Annotated in this window: 20 protein-coding genes; 8 read left to right on the top strand and 12 right to left on the bottom strand. The window is 70.1% G+C overall.

Going from position 1 to position 19,883, the window contains the following annotated elements:
• Nucleotides 1–66 precede the first annotated feature (66 nt).
• From ACQ66R_RS15580 to ACQ66R_RS15600, 5 genes are all read left to right on the top strand, one after another.
• Nucleotides 67–1,119, top strand: a complete 1,053-nt coding sequence (locus ACQ66R_RS15580) for an alpha/beta fold hydrolase (protein ID WP_430423490.1) — start codon at nucleotides 67–69, stop codon at nucleotides 1,117–1,119.
• 64 nt (nucleotides 1,120–1,183) lie between these two features.
• Nucleotides 1,184–1,420, top strand: a complete 237-nt coding sequence (locus tag ACQ66R_RS15585; RefSeq protein WP_430423492.1) for an aa3-type cytochrome c oxidase subunit IV — start codon at nucleotides 1,184–1,186, stop codon at nucleotides 1,418–1,420.
• 197 nt (nucleotides 1,421–1,617) lie between these two features.
• Nucleotides 1,618–2,751 carry a Re/Si-specific NAD(P)(+) transhydrogenase subunit alpha gene (locus ACQ66R_RS15590; RefSeq protein WP_430423494.1) on the top strand — a complete coding sequence of 378 codons (1,134 nt, stop codon included), beginning with the start codon at nucleotides 1,618–1,620 and terminating at the stop codon, nucleotides 2,749–2,751.
• Nucleotides 2,752–2,758: 7 nt separating this feature from the next.
• Nucleotides 2,759–3,073, top strand: a complete 315-nt coding sequence (locus ACQ66R_RS15595; RefSeq protein WP_421936607.1) for a proton-translocating transhydrogenase family protein — start codon at nucleotides 2,759–2,761, stop codon at nucleotides 3,071–3,073.
• Between the two features lie 25 nt (nucleotides 3,074–3,098).
• Entirely contained in the window at nucleotides 3,099–4,508 is a 1,410-nt protein-coding gene (locus tag ACQ66R_RS15600) for an NAD(P)(+) transhydrogenase (Re/Si-specific) subunit beta (RefSeq protein WP_430423496.1), read from the top strand.
• Between the two features lie 181 nt (nucleotides 4,509–4,689).
• Here the strand turns inward: ACQ66R_RS15600 and ACQ66R_RS15605 are convergent, their stop codons facing one another.
• Together ACQ66R_RS15605 and ACQ66R_RS15610 are read right to left on the bottom strand one after the other, a co-directional pair.
• A complete protein-coding gene (locus tag ACQ66R_RS15605) occupies nucleotides 4,690–5,982 on the bottom strand; it encodes a hypothetical protein (protein ID WP_430423498.1) in 1,293 nt (430 codons plus the stop codon).
• Nucleotides 5,983–6,016: 34 nt separating this feature from the next.
• Nucleotides 6,017–6,352: a helix-turn-helix domain-containing protein gene (locus tag ACQ66R_RS15610; RefSeq protein ID WP_430423500.1), complete on the bottom strand. Its 336-nt coding sequence runs from the start codon at nucleotides 6,350–6,352 to the stop codon at nucleotides 6,017–6,019.
• A gap of 133 nt (nucleotides 6,353–6,485) precedes the next feature.
• Between ACQ66R_RS15610 and ACQ66R_RS15615 the strand changes: the two genes are divergently transcribed.
• The 3 genes from ACQ66R_RS15615 to ACQ66R_RS15625 all read left to right on the top strand — a co-directional run bounded on the left by ACQ66R_RS15615 (nucleotide 6,486) and on the right by ACQ66R_RS15625 (nucleotide 11,490).
• Nucleotides 6,486–9,470, top strand: coding sequence for an autotransporter domain-containing protein (locus ACQ66R_RS15615; protein WP_430423502.1), 2,985 nt, complete (start codon nucleotides 6,486–6,488; stop codon nucleotides 9,468–9,470).
• Between the two features lie 264 nt (nucleotides 9,471–9,734).
• Nucleotides 9,735–10,625, top strand: a complete 891-nt coding sequence (locus tag ACQ66R_RS15620; protein ID WP_430423504.1) for a M23 family metallopeptidase — start codon at nucleotides 9,735–9,737, stop codon at nucleotides 10,623–10,625.
• 1 nt (nucleotide 10,626) lies between these two features.
• On the top strand, nucleotides 10,627–11,490 hold the full coding sequence (locus ACQ66R_RS15625) for an alpha/beta fold hydrolase (RefSeq protein ID WP_430423506.1): 864 nt from the start codon (nucleotides 10,627–10,629) through the stop codon (nucleotides 11,488–11,490).
• On the opposite strand, the gene tilS is transcribed toward ACQ66R_RS15625, so the two are convergent.
• The 10 genes from tilS to ruvA form a co-directional block, all read right to left on the bottom strand.
• A complete protein-coding gene (tilS, locus tag ACQ66R_RS15630) occupies nucleotides 11,472–12,719 on the bottom strand; it encodes a tRNA lysidine(34) synthetase TilS (protein WP_430423508.1) in 1,248 nt (415 codons plus the stop codon). The genes ACQ66R_RS15625 and tilS overlap by 19 nt on opposite strands.
• Nucleotides 12,707–13,561: a tol-pal system protein YbgF gene (ybgF, locus tag ACQ66R_RS15635; RefSeq protein WP_430423510.1), complete on the bottom strand. Its 855-nt coding sequence runs from the start codon at nucleotides 13,559–13,561 to the stop codon at nucleotides 12,707–12,709. The genes tilS and ybgF overlap by 13 nt, the downstream gene beginning before the upstream one ends.
• A 9-nt stretch (nucleotides 13,562–13,570) precedes the next feature.
• On the bottom strand, nucleotides 13,571–14,137 hold the full coding sequence (gene pal, locus ACQ66R_RS15640) for a peptidoglycan-associated lipoprotein Pal (protein WP_430423512.1): 567 nt from the start codon (nucleotides 14,135–14,137) through the stop codon (nucleotides 13,571–13,573).
• A 69-nt stretch (nucleotides 14,138–14,206) separates the two neighbouring features.
• A complete protein-coding gene (gene tolB / locus ACQ66R_RS15645) occupies nucleotides 14,207–15,526 on the bottom strand; it encodes a Tol-Pal system beta propeller repeat protein TolB (RefSeq protein ID WP_430423514.1) in 1,320 nt (439 codons plus the stop codon).
• Nucleotides 15,526–16,362 (bottom strand): energy transducer TonB, encoded by an 837-nt coding sequence (locus ACQ66R_RS15650; RefSeq protein WP_430423516.1) that lies wholly within the window; start codon nucleotides 16,360–16,362, stop codon nucleotides 15,526–15,528. The genes tolB and ACQ66R_RS15650 overlap by 1 nt, the downstream gene beginning before the upstream one ends.
• Nucleotides 16,359–16,862 carry an ExbD/TolR family protein gene (locus ACQ66R_RS15655; protein ID WP_430423518.1) on the bottom strand — a complete coding sequence of 168 codons (504 nt, stop codon included), beginning with the start codon at nucleotides 16,860–16,862 and terminating at the stop codon, nucleotides 16,359–16,361. Before ACQ66R_RS15655 ends, ACQ66R_RS15650 begins: the two co-directional genes overlap by 4 nt.
• A 3-nt stretch (nucleotides 16,863–16,865) precedes the next feature.
• Entirely contained in the window at nucleotides 16,866–17,567 is a 702-nt protein-coding gene (gene tolQ / locus ACQ66R_RS15660; RefSeq protein WP_430423520.1) for a protein TolQ, read from the bottom strand.
• Nucleotides 17,568–17,621: 54 nt separating this feature from the next.
• Nucleotides 17,622–18,065 carry a YbgC/FadM family acyl-CoA thioesterase gene (locus tag ACQ66R_RS15665; RefSeq protein WP_293362280.1) on the bottom strand — a complete coding sequence of 148 codons (444 nt, stop codon included), beginning with the start codon at nucleotides 18,063–18,065 and terminating at the stop codon, nucleotides 17,622–17,624.
• Complete coding sequence (gene ruvB / locus ACQ66R_RS15670; RefSeq protein ID WP_430423522.1) at nucleotides 18,062–19,093, bottom strand: Holliday junction branch migration DNA helicase RuvB; 1,032 nt, start codon at nucleotides 19,091–19,093, stop codon at nucleotides 18,062–18,064. Before ruvB ends, ACQ66R_RS15665 begins: the two co-directional genes overlap by 4 nt.
• Before the next feature lie 163 nt (nucleotides 19,094–19,256).
• Complete coding sequence (ruvA, locus tag ACQ66R_RS15675; RefSeq protein ID WP_430423524.1) at nucleotides 19,257–19,871, bottom strand: Holliday junction branch migration protein RuvA; 615 nt, start codon at nucleotides 19,869–19,871, stop codon at nucleotides 19,257–19,259.
• Nucleotides 19,872–19,883 lie beyond the last annotated feature (12 nt).

Genomic DNA, 19,883 nt, shown 5'->3' on the forward strand with positions numbered 1-19,883 from the left:
TCGGGCGCCATCCGAAGGGCAGGTACGGCTTGCCATTTTTCAAACGGTCGTTAGACCGATGGCGCGATGGCAGATGACGTAACGAAAGCGCCGGAACCGGCGAAGACCGAGACCTATGACGACCGGCCGTTCCACTCGGACGACCTGCCGCCCGAGGTCCGGGCGCCGCTGGCCCCGTTCAAGGGCGAGGAGCCGCCGGCGCCGGCGTGGTTCAAGTGGGCGATCGCCCATGAGGCCGAGCAGCAGTTCGTCGAGTCCATGGGAACCCGGCTCGAGACCCTGTCCTGGGGCGAGCGCGGCAAGCCCGGCCTGCTGCTGGTGCACGGCAATAGCGCGCATGCCGAATGGTGGAGCCCGCTGGCGCCCTATCTGGCCAAGGACTACCGCGTGACGTCGATGTCGCTGGCCGGCATGGGCAACTCCGACTGGCGCGAGACCTACAAGTTCGGGGACTTCGCCGCTGACGCCGAAGCGGTGTCGCGGGCCACGGGTCTGTACGAGGGCGGGCGCAAGCCGATCTACATCGGCCACTCGTTCGGCGGCGGACAGGTGTTCTTCGCCGCCGCGCGCTATCCCCAGAACATGCACGCCGCGGTGCTGGTCGACACGGGCTTCGGCGGGCCGCCGCCCGAGGTGCTGGCCGAGCGGGCGAAGCGGGCCGAGGTGCTGGCCAACAACCCCAGCCCGGACCGGCCGACGCGGGTCTATCCTTCGCTGGAAAAGGCGCTGGAGCGGTTCCGGCTGATGCCGCCGCAGCCCGCCGAGAACTACTACATCCTCGACTTCATCGCGCGCCGCTCTCTGAAGCAGACCCCGATGCCCGACGGCTCGGGGCAAGGCTGGGCCTGGAAGTTCGATCCCAACATGTGGGAAAAGCTGGACCGCAGCGACGGGATCATGTCCGGAACGGGCGACTTCCCCGACCTGAAGGTTCCGGTGATCCACCTGTACGGCGACAAGAGCCGGATCATCGACCGCCGCAAGGCCGGCGAGCGCGGGTTCCTGGACGGCCACATCCCCGAGATCGAGATCCCGGACTCGCATCACCACGTGATGATCGACCAGCCCCTGGCCCTGGTTGCGGCGCTTCGCACCCTTCTGGGCGCCTGGCCGCATTGAACCGGCTCGGCGGTTCGTGTATCGCCACCACCAATTCCCACCCACCGAAGAGCGAAGACCCCCGATGGCCGGAGACTACCACCGCGGCGAAATGGACATCGCCGAGCAGAACGCGACCTTCCACCTGGTGATGGGCCTGACGAAGTGGGGTTCGCTGGTGATCGCCGCCGGCGTGCTGTTCTTCTCGCTCCTGTTCTGCACGCAGACGGGCTTCCTCGGCTCGGCCGCCTACACGGTCGGCCTGCTGGTGGTCGGTTTCCTGCTGCTGCGCGACAAGCCCGCGGGCGCTGACGCGCACTAGCGCTCTTCGAACTTCGAGTCTGACGGGCCTCCGCCGCAAGCGGAGGCTTTGTCGTGTTTGGACCGCGGGTCCCGGGCTCAACACAGAAAGACTTCAAACGCGCGTTTGAAAACTGCGGGACGTCTGCTGGACAAGCTGTCACGACCCCCCCTATGGTCCGGCCGCTGGCGCGCGCATTTTGGGGGATCCCGCGGACCATGGCTGTCATTGCCGTCACCAAAGAGCGCAAATCCGGCGAGACCCGGGTCGCGGCGACGCCCGAGACGGTGAAGAAGCTGGTCGCGGCCGGGTTCGAACTGGTCATCGAGACCGGCGCCGGCCTGGGCGCCTCGATCGCCGACGCCGACTACGAGGCCGCCGGGGCCAAGATCGCCAAGACCGCCAAGGACGCGATCAGCAAGGCCGACGTGCTGTTCAAGGTGCGCGCGCCCGAGGCCGAAGAGGTGGGGGCGCTTAAGTCCGGCGCATACGTCGTGGCTCTGCTGAACGCCTTCAACGAGAAGGCCACCGTTGAGGCCCTGGCCAAACAGGGCGCCACCGCCTTCGCCATGGAATTCGTGCCGCGGATCACCCGCGCGCAGGTGATGGACGCCCTGTCGTCCCAGGCCAACCTCGCCGGCTATCGCGCCGTCATCGAGGGCGCCGAGGCCTACGGCAAGGCGCTGCCGATGATGATGACCGCGGCGGGCACCGTGGCGCCCGCCAAGGTCTTCATCATGGGCGTGGGCGTCGCGGGCCTGCAGGCGATCGCGACCGCGCGCCGCCTGGGGGCCGTCGTCACCGCCACCGACGTGCGGCCGGCGACCAAGGAACAGGTCGAGAGCCTGGGCGCCAAGTTCATCGCGGTCGAGGACGAGGAATTCGCCAACGCCCAGACCGAGGGCGGCTACGCGAAAGAGATGTCCAAGGAATACCAGGCCAAGCAGGCCGAGCTCGTCTCGGGCCACATCGCCAAGCAGGACATCGTCATCACCACGGCCCTGATCCCCGGCCGCCCGGCGCCCAAGCTGGTCAGCGCCGCCCAGGTGGCGTCGATGAAGTCGGGCTCGGTGCTGGTCGACCTGGCCATCGAGCAGGGCGGCAACGTCGAGGGCGCCAAGCTGGGCGAGGTGGCGGTCACCGCGAACGGCGTGAAGATCCTAGGCGTGCCCAATCTTCCCGCGCGCATTTCGGCGGACTCGTCGGCGCTCTACGCCCGCAACCTCCTGGCCTTCGCCGAACTGTTCAAGACCAAGGACGGCGCCTTCGCCCCGGATCTCGAGGACGAGATCCTGAAGGCCAGCCTCGTCACCCACGGCGGCGCCGTGGTCCACCCCTCGCTCAAGGCCTGAGGTCATCATGGACGTCGATCCCACCGTCTTCCGCCTGGCGATCTTCGTGCTGGCGATTTTCGTCGGCTACTACGTGGTCTGGAGCGTCACGCCGGCGCTGCACACCCCGCTGATGGCCGTCACCAACGCCATCTCCTCAGTGATCATCGTGGGCGCCCTCCTGGCCGCCGCGGCCAGCGGCTCGGACGGCCAGCTGACCGGCAACATCCTGATCTCAAAGGGCGCCGGCGCGGTCGCCGCGGCCCTGGCGGCGGTGAACATCTTCGGCGGCTTCCTCGTCACCCAGAGGATGCTGGCGATGTACAAGAAGAAGTCGAAGTAGGCCGGATCGGCGGGGGCATCTCACTATGAACGCCAATATCGCGGCCATCCTGTATCTCGTGTCCGGGGTGCTCTTCATTCTGGCGCTCAGGGGCCTGAGCTCGCCGACGACCAGCCAGGCGGGCAACCGCAACGGCATGATCGGGATGGCCATCGCCATCGGCACCACGCTGTGGCTGCTGGGGCCGAAGCTGGATGCGCTGACCATCGGCCTGATCCTGGGCGGCGTGGTGATCGGCGGCGGCATCGGCGCGGTGATCGCCCGGCGCGTGGCCATGACCTCGATGCCCCAGCTGGTGGCCGCCTTCCACAGCCTGGTCGGCATGGCCGCCTGCCTTGTGGCGGTGGCGGCGATCTACACGCCCGACGCCTACGGCATCCTGGGCGAGGACGGTCGTGTCCATCTGGTCTCGCTGATCGAACTGTCGGTGGGCTTGGCGATCGGCGCGGTTACCTTCTCGGGCTCGGTGATCGCCTTCGCCAAGCTGAACGGCAACATGAGCGGCGCGCCGATCCTGCTGCCGGCCCGCCACATCCTGAACATCGCCATTGGCCTCGCCATCGTGGCGCTCGTGGCGATCCTGGTGATGAGCGGCGGATCGGCCCTCTGGGCCTTCTGGGCGATCTTCGCCCTGGCGCTGCTGATCGGGGTCACCCTGATCATCCCGATCGGCGGGGCCGACATGCCCGTCGTGGTGTCGATGCTGAACAGCTACTCGGGCTGGGCGGCGGCGGCGCTGGGCTTCACGCTGGAGAACATCACCCTGGTGATCACCGGCGCCCTCGTCGGCAGCTCGGGCGCGATCCTCAGCTACATCATGTGCAAGGGCATGAACCGCAGCTTCGTCTCGGTCATCCTGGGCGGCTTCGGCGCCGATGAGAGCGCGGCGGCCGGCGGCAAGGTCGAGACCCGGCCGGTGAAGCAGGGCTCGGCGGACGATGCGGCCTTCATCATGAAGAACGCCTCCAAGGTGATCATCGTGCCCGGTTACGGCATGGCGGTGGCCCAGGCTCAGCACGCGCTGCGCGAAATGGCCGACAAGCTGAAGGAGGAGGGCGTCGAGGTGAAGTACGCCATCCACCCCGTGGCGGGCCGGATGCCCGGGCACATGAACGTGCTGCTGGCCGAGGCCAACGTGCCCTACGACGAGGTGTTCGAGCTGGAGGACATCAACTCCGAGTTCGCGACCGCCGATGTGGCCTTCGTGATCGGGGCCAACGACGTCACCAACCCGGCCGCCAAGACCGACCCCACCAGCGCCATCTACGGCATGCCGATCCTGGACGTGGAGAAGGCGCGCACCGTGCTGTTCGTGAAGCGCGGGATGGCCGCGGGCTACGCCGGCGTCGAGAACGAGCTCTTCTTCCGCGACAACACCATGATGCTGTTCGCCGACGCGAAGAAGATGGTCGAAGGCATCGTGAAGGGGCTCTAGCCGGACGGCCCGGCGCAACGCGCGCCGCAGGCGCTGTCAGTTGGAACCACGAACCACACGAACCACACGAACGGAGCCTGCGGCTCACATGGCCAGCGAACTCGTGGCGAGTTCGTGTGGTTCGTGTGGTTCGTGGTCAATCTAGTGGCGCTCACGCGCCATGGCGGCTGGCGGGCTCGCGCTAGATGATCGGGTCGGAGGGGCCGAGGCTGGCGCCGACAGTGGTGATGACGGGGCGGACGCCCACCAGAATGTAGCCATCGACCACGCCGTCGCCGTCCAGGTCGACCTCCACCCGCGTGAGCGGCGGGCCGCCGACGACGGTCGTGGTGAAGTCGCCGCCTCCGGTGGGAGGCGCCAGGGTGTCGGGTCCCGGGTGCGGCGGGACCAGCGTCGTCGTGAAGCCGCCCTCGCCGTCGGTGGGCGGGCCCTTGTGATCTCCGTCGGTCGTCGGTGGCGGCCGGAAGCGCACCGCCTCGCCGGCGATGTTGAAGATCCGGTCGCCTTCGAGGCCGCTGAAGTCGAGGATGACGCCCAGCAGGCGCTCGGGCCCAGCCTGGACCGGGGCTGCGAGGACAAAGGTGTCTGCGCCCTCGCCGCCCACGGCGGTCACCTGGCCCGTCACCTCGATGACGTCGTCGCCGGCCCCGCCTTCGAGGAGGTCGTTGCCGCCCCCGCCGCGCAGAGTGTCGTTGCCGTCACCGCCCAGGATGTGTTCGTCGGCGCTCGTCCCGACCAGCAGGTCGTCGCTGGCCGTGCCCTGTATGACGATGCGCGCGTCGTCGGCCGGCGGCGCGGCGATGGCTTCGGACTTCGCAGCGGGCGCGGGCGGCTGGGCTTCGATCGCAGGCGGCGGCGCCGGCGGATCAGGCGCGGCGACGGCCGTCGCCGCGGGCGTCGGCGCCAGTTGCGGCGTCGGCGGCGTCGCGGCGGGCTGCAACGCCACGCCCTGCGTCGCCTCACGCTCCTGGGCGGGGGCGCCGGCGTCCGGCGGCGGGTCGTCGTCGGGCGGAGGCAGGGCCTGGATCTTCTCTCCGGCCTCGGCCGTGTCGCCGATCGCGGCGGTCTCGTAGAAGAAGGTGGCGGCGGCCAGCAGCGCGAGGAACGTCTGGCCCTGACGGGCGGTCAGGCCGAACGGCAGGATGGTCGCCGACTGCGGGGCCATCGCCTCCTCGGTCGCTTCCAGCCGCTCCCGCAGCGCGGTGTGCAGGTCGGCGCTCTCGTTGACCGCGTCGTCTACCGCGGAGTGCACGACGAACTTGCCGTCGATGCGGGCCACGTGGATCAACACGTCGCCGTCGGCGTCGGTGACGACGCACCAGGGATCGCCCTCATCGGTCGCGCCGAAGATCACCTCGACGCGCACGCCGCTGGCGGCCAGGCGCTCGGCCAGCTCTTCCAGGCGCGCGCGCTCGGCGGCGGACCAATCGCCGCTGTCGCGCACACGGGCGATGAATGGAACGACCTGACCCATCGTCTCTAGGAAAGCATCTCCTGGGGCCTTGGCTTCAGCCGACGGCCCGATCCTGGCCCGCGGCCGCAGCCTCGGCGCCGAACAGCAGCCTATATAGTTCTGGTTCGTAGTAGCGCAGCAGGGTCTTGGCGAAATCGCCGGGCTCGAGGCCCAGCGCCTGGGCCCAGGCGCCCTGCGTCTCGATCGGCAGGCGGCCCAACCCGCTCTCCACCTGCGAGACGAACGTGTAGTAGCGCAGGCCAACCTTTTCGGCGAGCTCGGCCTGAGTCAGCCCCGCTTGCTCACGCGCCGTCTTCAGCCAGCGCCCGGCCTGCTGACGCAGGACCTTGATGTGCGCGGCCTTGGCAGGATCGGTCGCAGGTCTCGGCATCAGGGGCTCCAGGCTGACAGTCCGCCCTTGCGGGCCGCACATTCGCCGTCTACTACAGTTTTTGCGCAACAATTAGTTATGCGACGCGTAGTCACTCGTCTGGCGTACCACGTCACCTCGCCCCGGGAAAGCAATGAAGCGTCTCCTCGTCTCCGCCGCCGTCCTTCCGTTGCTCACCTCGGTGAACGCTTACGCCGAGACCAAGATATCCACGGCCACGACCGCGCCGCTGCGGACATCGACGGTGGCGAACGGCCAGGCCGACCACATCACCATCGAGACGGCGGGCTCCATCGCACCCACCACCGCCGGCGCGGCCGTGACCGTCGACAGCTCGAACGCCGTCGTGAACAACGGCGCCATCACCTACACGGGGGTCAGCGGCGCCACGGGCGTCCAGATCAATCCCGGCGTCTTCATGGCCGTGACCAACAACGGCACGATCTCGCTGCAGGAGGACTACACCGCCACCGATACCGACAGTGACGGCGACCTGGACGGCCCGTTCGCGCAAGGCTCGGCCCGGTTCGGGATCCGCGCTCTGGCCGGCGGCCCGGTGAACGGCAACATCAGCAGCGCCGGCGCGATCAGCATCGAGGGCAACGACTCGGGCGGCGTCTCGGTCGAGTCCCGCCTCGTCGGCAACCTCACGATCTCAGGCGCGGTGTCGGTCACCGGTGATCGCAGCGTGGGCGTGCGCGCCGACTCGGTCTCGGGCGATATGAAGATCCTGGGCTCGGTGGGGGTTGTCGGAGAGGGCAGCGTCGGCGTTCAGGTGGGCCAGGTGGATGGCGCGCTAGTCATCCAGAACGCCGTCACCGTCACGGGCTACCGCTCGGCTAGCCGGCTGTCCGACGCCGCTCGCGCCAAGCTGGACGCCGACGACCTGAAGCAGGGCGGCTCTGCCGTGCGGATCACCGGCAACGTGGGACGTGGCCTGCTGCTGGACCGGCCGCCGCTGGACACCAGCACCACCGATACCGACGAGGACAAGGACGGCATTACCGACAGCCTGGAGTCGACCGCGTCGGTGGCGGCGTTCGGGGCCGCCCCGGCCATCGACGTCGGCGGCGCTTCGCCGATCATCCTGGGCGCGGTGGGGACCGGCGACTACGGCTTCGGCGTCGTCAACCGGGGCAGCATCACCGCCAGCGGCGTGAACGACGGCATCACCGCGACGGCGATCCGGATCGGCTCCGGCGTCACCGTCCAGGGCGGCATCCACAATTGGGGCGGCGGCGCCATCGTAGCGCGCGCCTTCTCGGCCCAGTCGACCTCGGTGCTGCTGACCGCGGGCGCGGACGTGCCCTACCTGCGCAACGGCGGGACGATCGGGGCCGAGCAGACGGGCGGCCTGCACGACGCGCGCGCCATCGTGGACCTGTCGGGCAAGCTGGCGCTGGTCGAGAACTCCGGCGTCATCAAGTCGGTGATCTCGACACCCACGGGCGTCACCCAGACGGGCAAGACCATCGCGATCGATCTGTCGGCCAACACCACGGGCGCGACGGTGCGGCAGCGAAAGTTCGACACGGCCGATGCGCCGCAGATCGGCGGCGACGTGCTGTTCGGCAGCGGCGATGACCGGCTGGAGCTGACCGCCGGCACGCTGACCGGAACCATGAGCTTCGGCGCCGGCGCCGATACGCTCTCGATCACGGGCGGCGCCACGGCCACCGGACGGATCGTGGATGCGGACGGCCGCCTGGCCATCGACGTGGCGGACGGCCGCCTTGCGGTCAGCAACGCCGAGGTCGTCAGGCTCACGTCGCTGAGCCTGGGAACCAAGGGGGTGCTGGCGGTCAGCATCGACCCCTCGGTCACCTCGGCGCGCTTCAGCGTGGCCGGTGCGGCCACGATCGCCACCGGCGCCCAGATCGACCTGACGCTGACCGGCATCTCGCGCGGGACCAAGTCGTACCAGATCGTCCAGGCCCAGAGCCTGACCGTGGGCCAGGCCGGCGCCACGTTGGCCGGCGCGCCCTATCTGTATCAGGCCAGCCTGCGCGCCGACGCCGCGGCTAACGGGCTGTTCGTCGACGTTCGGCCCAAGACGGCCAGCGAACTGGGCCTCAATCGCTCGGGCGCTCAGGCCTTCGACGCCGTCTTCGCCTCGCTCGACAAGGACGATGCGATCGAACAGGCCTTTCTGGCCCAGAAGACCGAGGCGGGCTTCGACGGGCTCTACGACCAGATGCTGCCCGACCATTCGGGCGGAGTGCTGATGTCGGCCGCGGCGATCTCGTCGGCCGTCTCGTCGGCGGTGACCCAGCCGATGCGGATCGACGCCAACTCGGCGAACGGCGCCTGGGCCCAGGAGGTGGTGTTCAACATCCGCCAGGACCGCAGCGACGCCATGGGCTTCAAAAGCCAGGGGTTCGGCTTCGCCGCCGGCTACGACATGCAAGGCGAGAACAACGCCCTCGGCGCCAATGTCAGCTTCGTCACCACCGACGTGAAGGACCGGGGCTCCGCGGCGGGCGAGGAGATCTCGATGAGTCTCTTCGGCGCCGGGCTGTACTGGCGTCTCGACGGCGGCCCGCTGCAGGCGGCCGTGCGCGGCGGCGTGGGCTATGCATTCTTCGACGGCGACCGGCGTCTGGTCTCCCAGACCCTGAACCTGCGGGCCGACTCCAAGTGGAACGCCTGGATGGTCGACGCCTACGCGGGGGCTTCGTACGAGGTCTCGCTGGGCTCGCTCTACGTTCGGCCCGAAGGGTCGCTCAGCTACCTGCGCCTGGCTGAAGACGGCTACAGGGAGAAGGGCGGTGGCTCGGGCTTCAACCTCATCGTCGACAAGCGGACCGGCGACCTGCTCACCGGCGAGGCGTTGCTGGCGGTGGGCTGGAAGTTCGGCGACGACGTCTTCTTCGCCCCCGAGATCAAGGGCGGCTACCGTGCCAAGCTGGCCGGCGGCCCGGCCCGCACGACGGCGCATTTCGAGGGCGGACAGGACTTCACGCTGGATCCCGAGACCGTCTTCAAGAGCGGCTACGTGGCGCGTGCGGGCTTCCGCGGCGGCTCGGCCCGGGTGCTCTACACGGTGAACGGCGGTCTGACGAAGGACGCCGACTACGAAGAGTACGACGTCCGCGCGACCGTGCGCTTCCAGTTCTAATGATCCGTCGAGCTTAGCGCCCCCTCCACCGCTGCGCGGTCCCTCTCCCCGCAGGCGGGGGAGGAGCACGGGCGTCCGGCTGGCTCAAGTTCCTCCCCCATGAAAATGGGGGAGGGGGACCACGAAGTGGTGGAGGGGGCGCTATCCGACTCGCGCCTCGGGGGCGCTGGTTTGCCCGCGGCCTGCTTTTTGCCTAGAACGCCGGGCATTCTGTCGCGGGTCTCGTCTGGGGACGGGCCGCGGCGTGATGGAGTTCTCAGGACCTTGCAGGGACGGAAGCCGATCCTGACGCGTCGTATGCTGGCCGAGGCCGGTATCGTGACGGCGGCTGGCCTCAGCGCCGTGGCCGTGGCGCATGCATCGCTGTTGACCCCTGTCCTGTCGCGGACGCCGTCTGAAACCGTGCGCCTGACCAACGCCGTGCCCAAGCCGGTCGCCCAGCCGGCCGCCGAAGACGTGCTGATCGCCTTCGAGGAGCCGGTCCCGGGCCGCGCGATCGTCTCGCCGTTCGGCCTGCGCCAGCTGCCCTGGGAGGGCAACGGCCGCCTGCATGAGGGCGTCGACATCTCGGCGGACGCGGGCGTGCCGGTCGTCGCGGTGGCGGACGGCGTCGTCGTCGAGGCCGGGACCAAGGGCGGCTATGGACGTTTTGTGGCCGTGCGCCATGCCGAGCGCCTGACCACCTACTACGCGCACCTGGGCTCCATCGGCGCCGACGTGAAGCCTGGCATGGCGGTGAAGGGCGGCGATCAGATCGGCCGTATCGGCTCGACCGGCACGTCCACCGGCCCACACCTGCACTTCGAGATCCGCGACGCCCAGAAGCGGCCGCTGGACCCGGCGATGTTCCTGGGCAAGGCCTTCGCCGAAGCCGGTGACCTGCCGCTGGACAAGGCCAAGCGCTACTCCGGCCGGGTGCGGATGGCCTATGTGTCGTTCATCCCCGAGAGCAAGCGGGCGCTGATGGACGCGAAGAACAATCCGTCCGTCGTGATCATCAAGCGGACCACCACCGACGCCCAGGATCTGGCCGAGGCGGAGCGGAACCTGAAGGGCGCCCAGGCGCGCGCCGCGGCCCAGGCGCCGAAAGTCGATGGCCTGCGCGAGCTTTCCATCGGCCCCGACGGGCGTCCCCGCGCGCAGCTGGCGCTCTAGCTTGCCCAAACTCAACTTCCGCGGCGAACAGGTGGACATCGGCGGCCGCAGCCTCCGTGTGGTCCGCGCCGGTCCGAAGGACAGCGTCCATCCCCTGGTGGTGTGCGAGCACGGCGCGTTCGGCTGCGCCTCGGACTGGGCGATCGTGCAGGACAAACTGTCGGCCAAGGGCCTGCGCAGCCTGGCCTATGACCGCGCGGGCCTTGGCCATTCCGACGTCGGCCCCGCGCCCCGGGACGGGCGGGCGATCAACGACGACCTCGAGGCCTTGCTGGGCAAGCTGGGCGAGACGGGGCCGATCCTGCTGGCCGGCCATTCGATGGGCGGCCTGATGGTGCGGCTGTACGCGCTGGAGCGCGAATGGCCGATCGTGGGCCTTGTGCTGGTGGACGCGGTGACGCCGGACGTCTTCAGCCTTCCGGGCGGACCCACGGCGATCAAGGGCTTCGGGCGGCTGCTGCAACTGGCCAGCGCCGGCGCCAAGGTCGGGATGATGGTCCCGGTCTCGTTCATCAGCGGCAACCTGATCGGTCTGACCGGCGACGCGGGGCGCGAGAAGCGGCGCATCCACGCCTCGGCGCCGCATGCCCATGGCGCGGCGGCGGAAGTCATGGCCTGGCCCGACACCTCGCGGATGGCGGGGGCGATCGAGCTGCCGGTGACGATGCCGGTGGCCGTGGTCACCGCCGGTCCGCACCAGGCGCGCGGCCCGATCAAGCAGATCCAGGAAACGCCGGCCAGGCTGTCTCAGTACGGCTACATCGAGCACGTGACGGCGGCCACCCACGCCAACCTGCTGGGCCCGCGCTACGCCGACGCCGTCGTGCGCGGCGTCGACCACGTGCTTCAGGCCGGCTCGCGCTGAACCAGGCCCGCGGCGGCTTCGAGCCGGGCGCGCACCAGCGATCTCACCGTCACGGCGGCATCTGGCCGGTCGCATAGCGCGAGGCGCGCGTCGCCGCCGGGTTGGATGATGGCCGGCAGGCCGCCGCGCCGCCGGGCAGATATGGGGGGCGCGCCGCGGTCGTCATCGGACAGGGTGTTGGCGACGTCCACGGCGGGCCGAACCGAGAGGCCGGTCGCGTGCGCGGTCAAGGCATAGCGGCCATCCCACACCACCTCCTCACCAACGGGCAGGTTCAGTGGCGGCGAGCCGCGCCGATGGAACTCGCCGGCCTCACGGAAGATCTCGACGCCGTGCTCGCCAGCCTCGACGCGGGCGCCGGCCAGGGTGGCGACGAAGTCGCCGTCGCTGTTCCGCAAGGCGTCGGCGAGCCGTCGCAGGCGGTCGGTCGCGGGACGTCGCTCGCCGCCGCCCGCGCAGACGCAGGCCAGGCTCACAAACCGCAGCACCGCATCGCCGCCTGCAGCCCGCAGAGTCCTGCGGGGGATTGTGATCGCGCCGCCGACATCGTCGGCCAGTCGGCAGAGCTCGGAGGTGGGCGACGCCTGGGCTGCAGCGATCGCCGGCGCAGGCCCGGCGGCGCGGGCGCGGCTGCGGGCGAAGCGGGGATCGTCGTTGGCCGGATCGTCGATCCAGGCCTCGGCCCGGGTCTTCAGCCAGGCGCGGAGGTCCGCGCGTCGTTGCCCGAGCATCGGCCGAAGCAGGAAGACGCCGCGTCCTTCCGGCCAGACAGGGGAGGGCGCCCATTCGCGCGGTTCGGGCGTCGTCGACCCTTCCGCCCGCATGGCGTGGGCTTCGGCGATATCGTCGGCGGTGTGGCCCATGAGGATCACTCGCGCGCCGGCTTCGCGGGCGGCGTTGGCCAGCAGGCGGTGGCGTGCGCCCCGGGCGGCCGCCGGGAGGCCGGTCATGGGCTTGCCGCCTTCCCAGGGCAGCGCGCGAAACGGGCGGCCGAGGCGCGCGGCGATCTCACCGCAGCGGGTCGTCCAGGCCGCGCTCTCGGTGCGCAGGCCGTGGTCGACGGTGAGGATCACGAGGCCGCGGCCATGGTCGCGGGCCCAGGCGTCGACCAGCAGGGTCAGGGCCAGCGAGTCTCCGCCGCCGGACAGTGCGACCGCGATCGGGCGCGGGCTCGCAGGCAGCAGGCGACGGTCGAGAACCTCGCGGACAGCGGCCTCTAGGCCGCGCACTTGGCCTGGGTGCGGGCGGCGGCGGCGCGGGCGGCGACGGGGGGCGAGGCCTTGGGGTAGCGGCGCGCGAACTCGGCCAGGGTCTGGCAGGCGTCGGAGGGCTTCTTCAGCGCGATCAGCGAGCGCGAGAGCTCGACGACCGCGTCGGGCGCCCAGGACGTCTGCGGCCAGCCGCGGATGGCCCCGATGTAGGCCTGGGCGGCGTCGGCATGCGCCCCTCGGACGCTGAGTGTCTTGCCCAGCCAATAGCTGGCCTCGGGCGTCTTCGCGGCGTCGGGATAGGCCTCGACGAAATCGGCGAAGGCGTTCTCGGCGGCGTCGTAGTCGCCGGCCAGCATCAACTGCCGGGCGTCAGCGAAGGCCTTGTTGGGATCTCCGGCGGGCGGCGCCGTCGGCGCGGTCGCCGGTGCGGCTTCGGCGGCCGCGACGGTGGACGCCGTCAGCTTCTGCTCGACGGCCGCCAGGCGCTCGCTCAGGCCGTCCAGCTGTGCTTTGAGCGCCGCGTTCTCGCGCTTCGCGGCGTCCAGGTCGCGGGTGGCGTTGTCGATCGTGCTGTTGAGCGAGCGGAGCGTCTGTTCCAGATCGCCCAGCTTTTCGCTCATCTCGGCCATGCGCGCGTCGGTGTCGGCGGGCTGCACGACCACCGGCTTGTCCGACTTCTGCAGCTGGAAGACGATGGCCCGTAGCTCGCGGACCACCTTCTCCATCCGCTCCACCCGCTTGGCGTCACGCGAGTCCAGCGGATCGACCGCGGGCTCCGGCAAGGGGGTCTGCGACGCCGCAGGCGCCGCCGTCGCGAGAACGGCCAGCGCCATCAGCGTCAGAGGAATACGCGCACGCACCAGGATGACCTACCGCGCGCCCGAGACGATGGCGGTGCGGCCGTTGCGGTTCTTCTGCCAGGCTTCCTCGCCGCTGCCGGGATCCACCGGCTGCTCCTTGCCGAACGAGATGGTGGAGATGCGGTCCGAGGTGATCCCCTGGGCCACCAGGAAGTCGCGCACCGCATTGGCGCGCCGCGCGCCCAGGGCCAGGTTGTACTCGCGCGTGCCGCGTTCGTCGGCGTTGCCCTCGATCCGCACGCGGACCGACGGATAGCGCTTCAGCCAGCCCGCCTGGCCGCTGAGGATCGGCTCGGCGTCGGCGCGGACGTCGTGGCTGTCGGTGTCGAAGTAGACGCGGTCGCCGACGTTGACGACGAAGTCCTGCGCCGAGCCCGGGACCGGCGCCGTCGACTGCGTGCCGATGGGGCCGTTGTTCTGCGGCATCGGGGCATCCGGCTGCCGCGGCGCGGCAGTCGGGGGGGCTTGGGTGTCGTACTTGGGCTTGGATTTGGTCGTACAAGCGGCCAACGACGCTGCCGCCATGGCGACCAGGGCCAGGCGCACCGCCGTGCTACCGCTGAAGCTGCTCACCATGTGTGTCTCCTGTCGTCGAGAAGTTGCGAATCACTATCGGCATCTATCTGGCGGGATTGGGGCGCAAGACTAGTTAAGCAAAGGCGACCAGGCCGGATCCGAGCCTGACCCCGGATAAGGCATCGGCTGAAGGATTCGCCCGGTCACGTCCACGCTCCATAACTTGGGCGCCCCGCCTGGGGTTTCACGGGAAAACATCAGAACCCGGCCATTGGGCGCCCAGGTCGGGCCTTCGTCCAGGTAGCTGGAGGTCAAAAGTCGCTCGTCCGTGCCGTCGGGCTTCATGACGCCGATGTGGAACTGACCCCCCTCCTGCTTGGTGAAGGCGATGTACTCGCCCGTGGGGCTCCAGACCGGCGTGGTGTAGCGGCCGCCGCCGTTGGAGATCCGCCGCGGGGCCGAGCCGTCGGCGCCCATCACGTAGATGTGCGGACTGCCCGAGCGGTCGGAGTTGAAGGCGATCTTCGTGCCGTCCGGCGAGAACGAGCCCGAGGTGTCGATCCCGGGGTCCGACGTGAGGCGCGAGGACGACCGGCTGGACAGGTTCATCACGAACAGGTCGCTGTTGCCGGCCCGCTCCACTGAGAAGATCACCCGGCCGCCGTCGGGCGAGAACCGCGGGGCGAAGGCCATGCCGGGGAAGGTGCCCAGGCTCTCTCGCCGGCCGCTCTGGAGGTTGAAGAGAAAGACGGTGGCGCTGTCGGGCTTCAGCGCCATGTAGGTGATCTCCTGGCTGGTCGGCGAGAAGCGGGGCGTCATCACGATCGAGTCGCCGCCGGTCAGGTAGCTGGGGTTGGCGCCGTCCTGGTCCATGATCGCCAGGCGCTTGGTGACCGCGCCGCGCGCGCCGCTTTCGGCCACGAACACCACGCGGGTGTCGAAATAGCCCTTCTCGCCGGTCAGCCGCTCATAGACCGCGTCTGAGATCTTGTGCGCCACGCGCCGCCAGTTCTCGGGGCTGGACGTGAACTGCAGGCCCAGAAGCTGCTGCTCCTGGAAGGTGTCCCAGAGGCGGAAGTCCACGCGGATGCGGCCGCCCTCGATGGTCACCTGGCCGTTGACCAGCGCCTGGGCGTTGATGGTCTTCCAATCGGCGAAGCGGGGCTGGACCGCGGCGTTCAGGTCCTTCTCGATGAAGCTGGCCGGGTCCAGCGGCAGGAACAGGCCCGAGCGCTGCAGGTTGGCCTGGACCACCTGGGCGATCTCGGCGCCCTGCTGGCCGCCGAAGGCCGGGATCGCGATCGGCAGCGGCTTCAGGTCGGCCCGGTTGATGTTCACCTGGATGTCCGCACGTGCGGGGTTCGCGACCATCAGGGCGGTGGCGACGCACATGCAGGCCAGCAGCAGCGCGGCGAGGCGCGATCGGGTGGCGACGGCGGTCTTGGTCATCAGGCGCAGGCCTCTCGGGCGTTGAAGTTCACGACGATACGCTGGCCGTAGAGTTCACGGGGCAGGCCGCGGAACGGGGCGGCGGCATGCACCGCCGCGGCGGCGCGGTCGGCCGCCGACTGGACGATGCATTCGCGGGTGTTGGCGTTGGTGCATTCCATCTGGCCGCGCCGGACGGTCTGGTCCTGCACCTGGGTCAGAACCTCGCCCATAACGTTGCCGCCGATACCCAGCTGGAAGGTGGTCTTCACGACGACGTTGCGGGCCGACAGGCTGCAGTTCGGATTCCAGCGGCGCTGCAGGTCCTCGGCCAGGCCTTCCAGCGCCGCGCCGGTCGACAGGCCCGTCCCCGCCGTCTGGCGCGCGATCGGCGCCGTCTCGGCGCGGGTCGGGCCCTTGGGGGCGGCTGACGGGCGCTGCGGGGCGTTGCGGGCGGGGCGGGTGAGGCTGGCCGACAGCGCGTCGAGGTCGAAGCTCTTCTCGGCCGGCTTGGTCGCGGATTTGGTCGGCGGCGCGGCTTTCTCGGCCGGCTTGGCGACCTTGGGTGTCGGGGTCGGCGTCGGAGGCGCGGGGGTCGGCGGGGGCGGCGCAGGTTCCGGCGGGGCCTCCGGGGCAGGCTCCTCGGTCGCGGCCTCGACGGTCTCGGGGCCCTGGATCGCCGGGCGCACGTCGGTGGACGGCGCAGTCGAGACGATGGTGACCGGCGTCACCGAGCCCACCTTCAGGTCGTGGGCGCCCCAGCTCACCATGAAGGCGGCGGCCACGGCCACGTGCAGGCCGATCGAGCCCAGGGCCGCCGGCGAAACCTCGATGCGCCGGGAGGCGGCCCGACTCACGGCTGGGCCTCCTCCTGGACCGGGGCGGCCTCGTCGCCGCCGGAAGAGGGACCGCCCGTGTCGGTGATCAGGTTGATGGCGGTGAAGCCCGAGGTGGACAGCGACGCCATCACGCGCGCTACCACCTCATAGCTGGCCTTGCCATCGGCGCGGACATAGATCGGCCGCGTGGTGTCGGCTGCCATGGCCTTGAGGCGCGGCGACAGGTTGGCGAAGGGCGTGGCCGTCTCGCCGATGTAGATCGAGCCGTCCGAGCGGATCGAAATCGTGATCGGGTCGGGCACGTCCTGCATGGCGCCGGCCTCGGTCTTCGGCAGCTCCACAGGGACGCCCGCCGTCAGCAGCGGCGCCGAGATCATGAAGATGATCAGCAGCACCAGCATCACGTCGACCAGCGGCGTGACGTTGATCTCAGAGAGCACGCCGCGGCGACCTCGACCGTACCGCCGCCGCCGCTTGGCGCCCCCGGTCGCGAAGGCGTCGTTGGCCGACAACGCCATGGCTCAGCCCCGCTCCGCCAGCCGGCGCTGGATGGCCGTCGACAGGTCGTCAGCGAAGCCCTCCAGGCGCGCCGAGTACTTCCCCGCCGCCGTCGAGAAACTGTTGAAGAATACATACGCCGGGATCGCCGCGACGAGGCCTATGGCGGTGGCGAAGAGGGCTTCGGCGATCGAGGGGGCGACGATGGCCAGGGAGGTGTTCTTCTGGATGGCGATGGCCTGGAAGGATCGCATGATGCCCCAGACCGTGCCGAACAGGCCGACGAACGGCGAGGCGGTGGCGACGATGGCCAGGATGCCCAGGCCGCTTTCCACGCGGGCGCTCTCGCGGGCGATGATGGTGTCCATCTGGCGGTCGATGCGCTGGATCAGGAAGGCGACCTGGCCCTCGCTGACGGCGCCCTTGGCGCGAGTGTCGCGCCATTCCTTCATAGCGCCCTGCAGCATGCGGGGCAGAGGGTGGGTCGGACGTTCGCCGGCCTCGGCGGCTACGTCTTCCAGGCTGCGGCCCGACGCGACGGCGTCCTCGAACTTGTCGGCCTCGCGGTTGAGGCCGTGGAAGCGGAACAGCTTGTCCAGGATGATCGTCCACGACCACAGCGAGGACGCCGCCAGGCCGATCATCACCAGCTTCACGACCCAGTCGGAGTTCAGGAAGATCGAGAGAAGGTCGAAGCTCTGCGGCGTGATGGCGGCCGGGTCCATCTTGTCTCCTGAAGGCGCGTGTCGTGGCGGTGGTGCGGGGTCTCGGTGGCGATCTTATGGCGTCTCAAAATAGGGGCGCAGAAGCTCGACCATTTCCCTGGGCGGTTTCTTGGCCCGGCCGCGCAGGTCGATGCAGACGGCCTGAACGTGCGCCTCGGCGATCAGCTCCTCGCCGCGGGTGATGCGTTGGCTGACCATCAGCCGGGGCCCCTTGATGGTGTCGTAGGTGGTGTGGACCAGCAGCGCGTCGTCGACCCGGGCGGCCCGCCGGTAGTCGATCTCGACCCGTACGAGGGTGAAGGCGGTCGGCTCGGCCAGCTTCAGCAGCTCGGTATGGCTGATGCCCGCGATCCGGAAGAAGTCGCTCCGCCCGCGCTCGAAGTAGCGCAGGTAGTTGGCGTGGTAGACCATGCCGGTGAAGTCGGTGTCCTCGTAGTAGATTCGGACCGGCAGCAGATGCTCGCGGCCCTCGATCCACCCGGCGGAAGGCTCGCTCATTCGAACAGGTCCCCGCTCGTGGGCGCGTGCCCCACGCCCTTCGGCGCTGTCAGGCCCAGGTGGCTGTAGGCCTTCGCGCAGGCCATGCGGCCGCGGGGCGTGCGCTGGATGAAGCCCTGTTGCAGCAGGAACGGCTCGATCACGTCCTCGACGGCGTCGCGGGCCTCGGCGATCGCATAGGCCAGGGTCTCCACGCCCGCGGGGCCGCCGGCGTAGTTCTCGATCAGAGCGCGCAGGTAGCGGCGGTCCAGGGAGTCCAGGCCGTGCTCGTCGACGTCCAGGCGGGCCAGCGCCGAGGCGGCGGCCTTGCGGTCGATGACCGGGGCCCCGTCGGCGGCGGCGAAGTCGCGGACCCGGCGCAGCAGGCGGCCGGCCACGCGCGGCGTGCCGCGGGCGCGGGTGGCGATCTCCAGGGCGCCGTCGGGCGAGAGCGCCGCGCCCATCTTCGCCGCGGCGCCCAGTAGCACCTTCTGCAGCTCCTCGTGGGTGTAGAATTCCAGCCGGATCGGGATGCCGAAGCGGTCGCGCAGCGGCGTGGCCAGCAGGCCCGCGCGCGTGGTCGCCGCCACCAGGGTGAAGGGCGCGAGGTCGATGCGGATCGAGCGCGCCGACGGCCCCTCTCCGATCATCAGGTCCAGGACGTGGTCCTCCATCGCCGGATAGAGGATCTCCTCCACATTGGCCGGCAGGCGGTGGATCTCGTCGATGAACAGGACGTCGCGCGGCTCGAGGTTGGTGAGGATGGCGGCCAGGTCCCCGGCCTTGGCCAGCACGGGCCCGGACGTGGCGCGGAAGTTCACGCCCAGCTCGCGGGCGACGATCTGGGCCAGGGTGGTCTTGCCCAGGCCCGGCGGGCCGAACAGCAGGACGTGGTCCAGGGCCTCCTCGCGGGCCTTGGCCGCCTCGATGAAGACGCTGAGGTTCCCCTTGGCCTGCTGCTGGCCCACGAACTCGGCCAGCGTCTGCGGCCGCAGCGCCTTGTCCGCCGTCTCGAACGGCTGAGCCTCGCCGGAGATGACGCGGGTCATGGGCGCGCCCCGAGTGGGGGAACCACGAAATACACGAAATACACGAAAGTGTGGGCGGCTCTCCACGGCCGCGCAGCGGCCAACCAGCTTGATGGCCTGACCCGCTCCGCGGGTCGGAACGAGCCCGCCGCTTTCGTGTATTTCGTGTATTTCGTGGTTCCCCTCAACGCCCCAGCTCCTGCAGGGCGGCCTTGATGAGGGCCGGGGGTTCGGCGTCTTCGCCCAGGCGGATGGCGGCGGATTCGACGACGCGGCGGGCGGCGGGTTCGGCGACGCCCAGGCCCATGAGGGCCGCGACGGCTTCGCCCGAGGCCGAGGGTTTCACCGGCGCGGCGCTGGGGATCGCGCTGTGGAAGGCGGCGACCGGGCCGTCGTGGATCGGCTTGCCCTTGAGTTCGGTGACGATGCGCAGCGCCAGCTTGGGCCCGACGCCGTTGGCCCGCGCCACGGCGGCCTTGTCGTCGCGCGCCACCGCGCCCGCCAGCTCGGCGGGGGGCAGCACGTCCAGCACCGCCAGCGCCGCCCTGGGCCCGACGCCCTGGATCGTGCGCAGCAGCACGAAGGCCTGGCGGTCGTCGCGGCTGAGGAAGCCGTAGAGGGTGAGGCCCGTCTGCTCGCCCCAGTGGCTCTCGACGTGCAGCAGCGCTTCGCCGCCCACCTCGGGCAGGCGCGAGAGGGTGCGGCTGCCGCAGCGCACGACATAGCCTACGCCCATCACGTCGATCAGGGCGTCTTCCTCCCCGACCTCGGCGACGGCGCCCCTGAGACGTCCGATCATCTGCGAATCACG

The sequence above is a fragment of the Phenylobacterium sp. genome, assembly GCF_965284355.1.
Lineage (GTDB): Bacteria > Pseudomonadota > Alphaproteobacteria > Caulobacterales > Caulobacteraceae > Phenylobacterium.

What these genes read in the sequence shown, in the direction of transcription:
- ACQ66R_RS15580 (WP_430423490.1), top strand. Translation starts at nt 67, where the DNA reads ATGGCAGATGACGTAACGAAAGCGCCGGAACCGGCGAAGACCGAGACC.
- ACQ66R_RS15585 (WP_430423492.1), top strand. Translation starts at nt 1,184, where the DNA reads ATGGCCGGAGACTACCACCGCGGCGAAATGGACATCGCCGAGCAGAAC.
- ACQ66R_RS15590 (WP_430423494.1), top strand. Translation starts at nt 1,618, where the DNA reads ATGGCTGTCATTGCCGTCACCAAAGAGCGCAAATCCGGCGAGACCCGG.
- ACQ66R_RS15595 (WP_421936607.1), top strand. Translation starts at nt 2,759, where the DNA reads ATGGACGTCGATCCCACCGTCTTCCGCCTGGCGATCTTCGTGCTGGCG.
- ACQ66R_RS15600 (WP_430423496.1), top strand. Translation starts at nt 3,099, where the DNA reads ATGAACGCCAATATCGCGGCCATCCTGTATCTCGTGTCCGGGGTGCTC.
- ACQ66R_RS15605 (WP_430423498.1), bottom strand. Translation starts at nt 5,982, where the DNA reads ATGGGTCAGGTCGTTCCATTCATCGCCCGTGTGCGCGACAGCGGCGAT.
- ACQ66R_RS15610 (WP_430423500.1), bottom strand. Translation starts at nt 6,352, where the DNA reads ATGCCGAGACCTGCGACCGATCCTGCCAAGGCCGCGCACATCAAGGTC.
- ACQ66R_RS15615 (WP_430423502.1), top strand. Translation starts at nt 6,486, where the DNA reads ATGAAGCGTCTCCTCGTCTCCGCCGCCGTCCTTCCGTTGCTCACCTCG.
- pal (WP_430423512.1), bottom strand. Translation starts at nt 14,137, where the DNA reads ATGGTGAGCAGCTTCAGCGGTAGCACGGCGGTGCGCCTGGCCCTGGTC.
- tolB (WP_430423514.1), bottom strand. Translation starts at nt 15,526, where the DNA reads ATGACCAAGACCGCCGTCGCCACCCGATCGCGCCTCGCCGCGCTGCTG.
- ACQ66R_RS15655 (WP_430423518.1), bottom strand. Translation starts at nt 16,862, where the DNA reads ATGGCGTTGTCGGCCAACGACGCCTTCGCGACCGGGGGCGCCAAGCGG.
- tolQ (WP_430423520.1), bottom strand. Translation starts at nt 17,567, where the DNA reads ATGGACCCGGCCGCCATCACGCCGCAGAGCTTCGACCTTCTCTCGATC.
- ACQ66R_RS15665 (WP_293362280.1), bottom strand. Translation starts at nt 18,065, where the DNA reads ATGAGCGAGCCTTCCGCCGGGTGGATCGAGGGCCGCGAGCATCTGCTG.
- ruvB (WP_430423522.1), bottom strand. Translation starts at nt 19,093, where the DNA reads ATGACCCGCGTCATCTCCGGCGAGGCTCAGCCGTTCGAGACGGCGGAC.
- ruvA (WP_430423524.1), bottom strand. Translation starts at nt 19,871, where the DNA reads ATGATCGGACGTCTCAGGGGCGCCGTCGCCGAGGTCGGGGAGGAAGAC.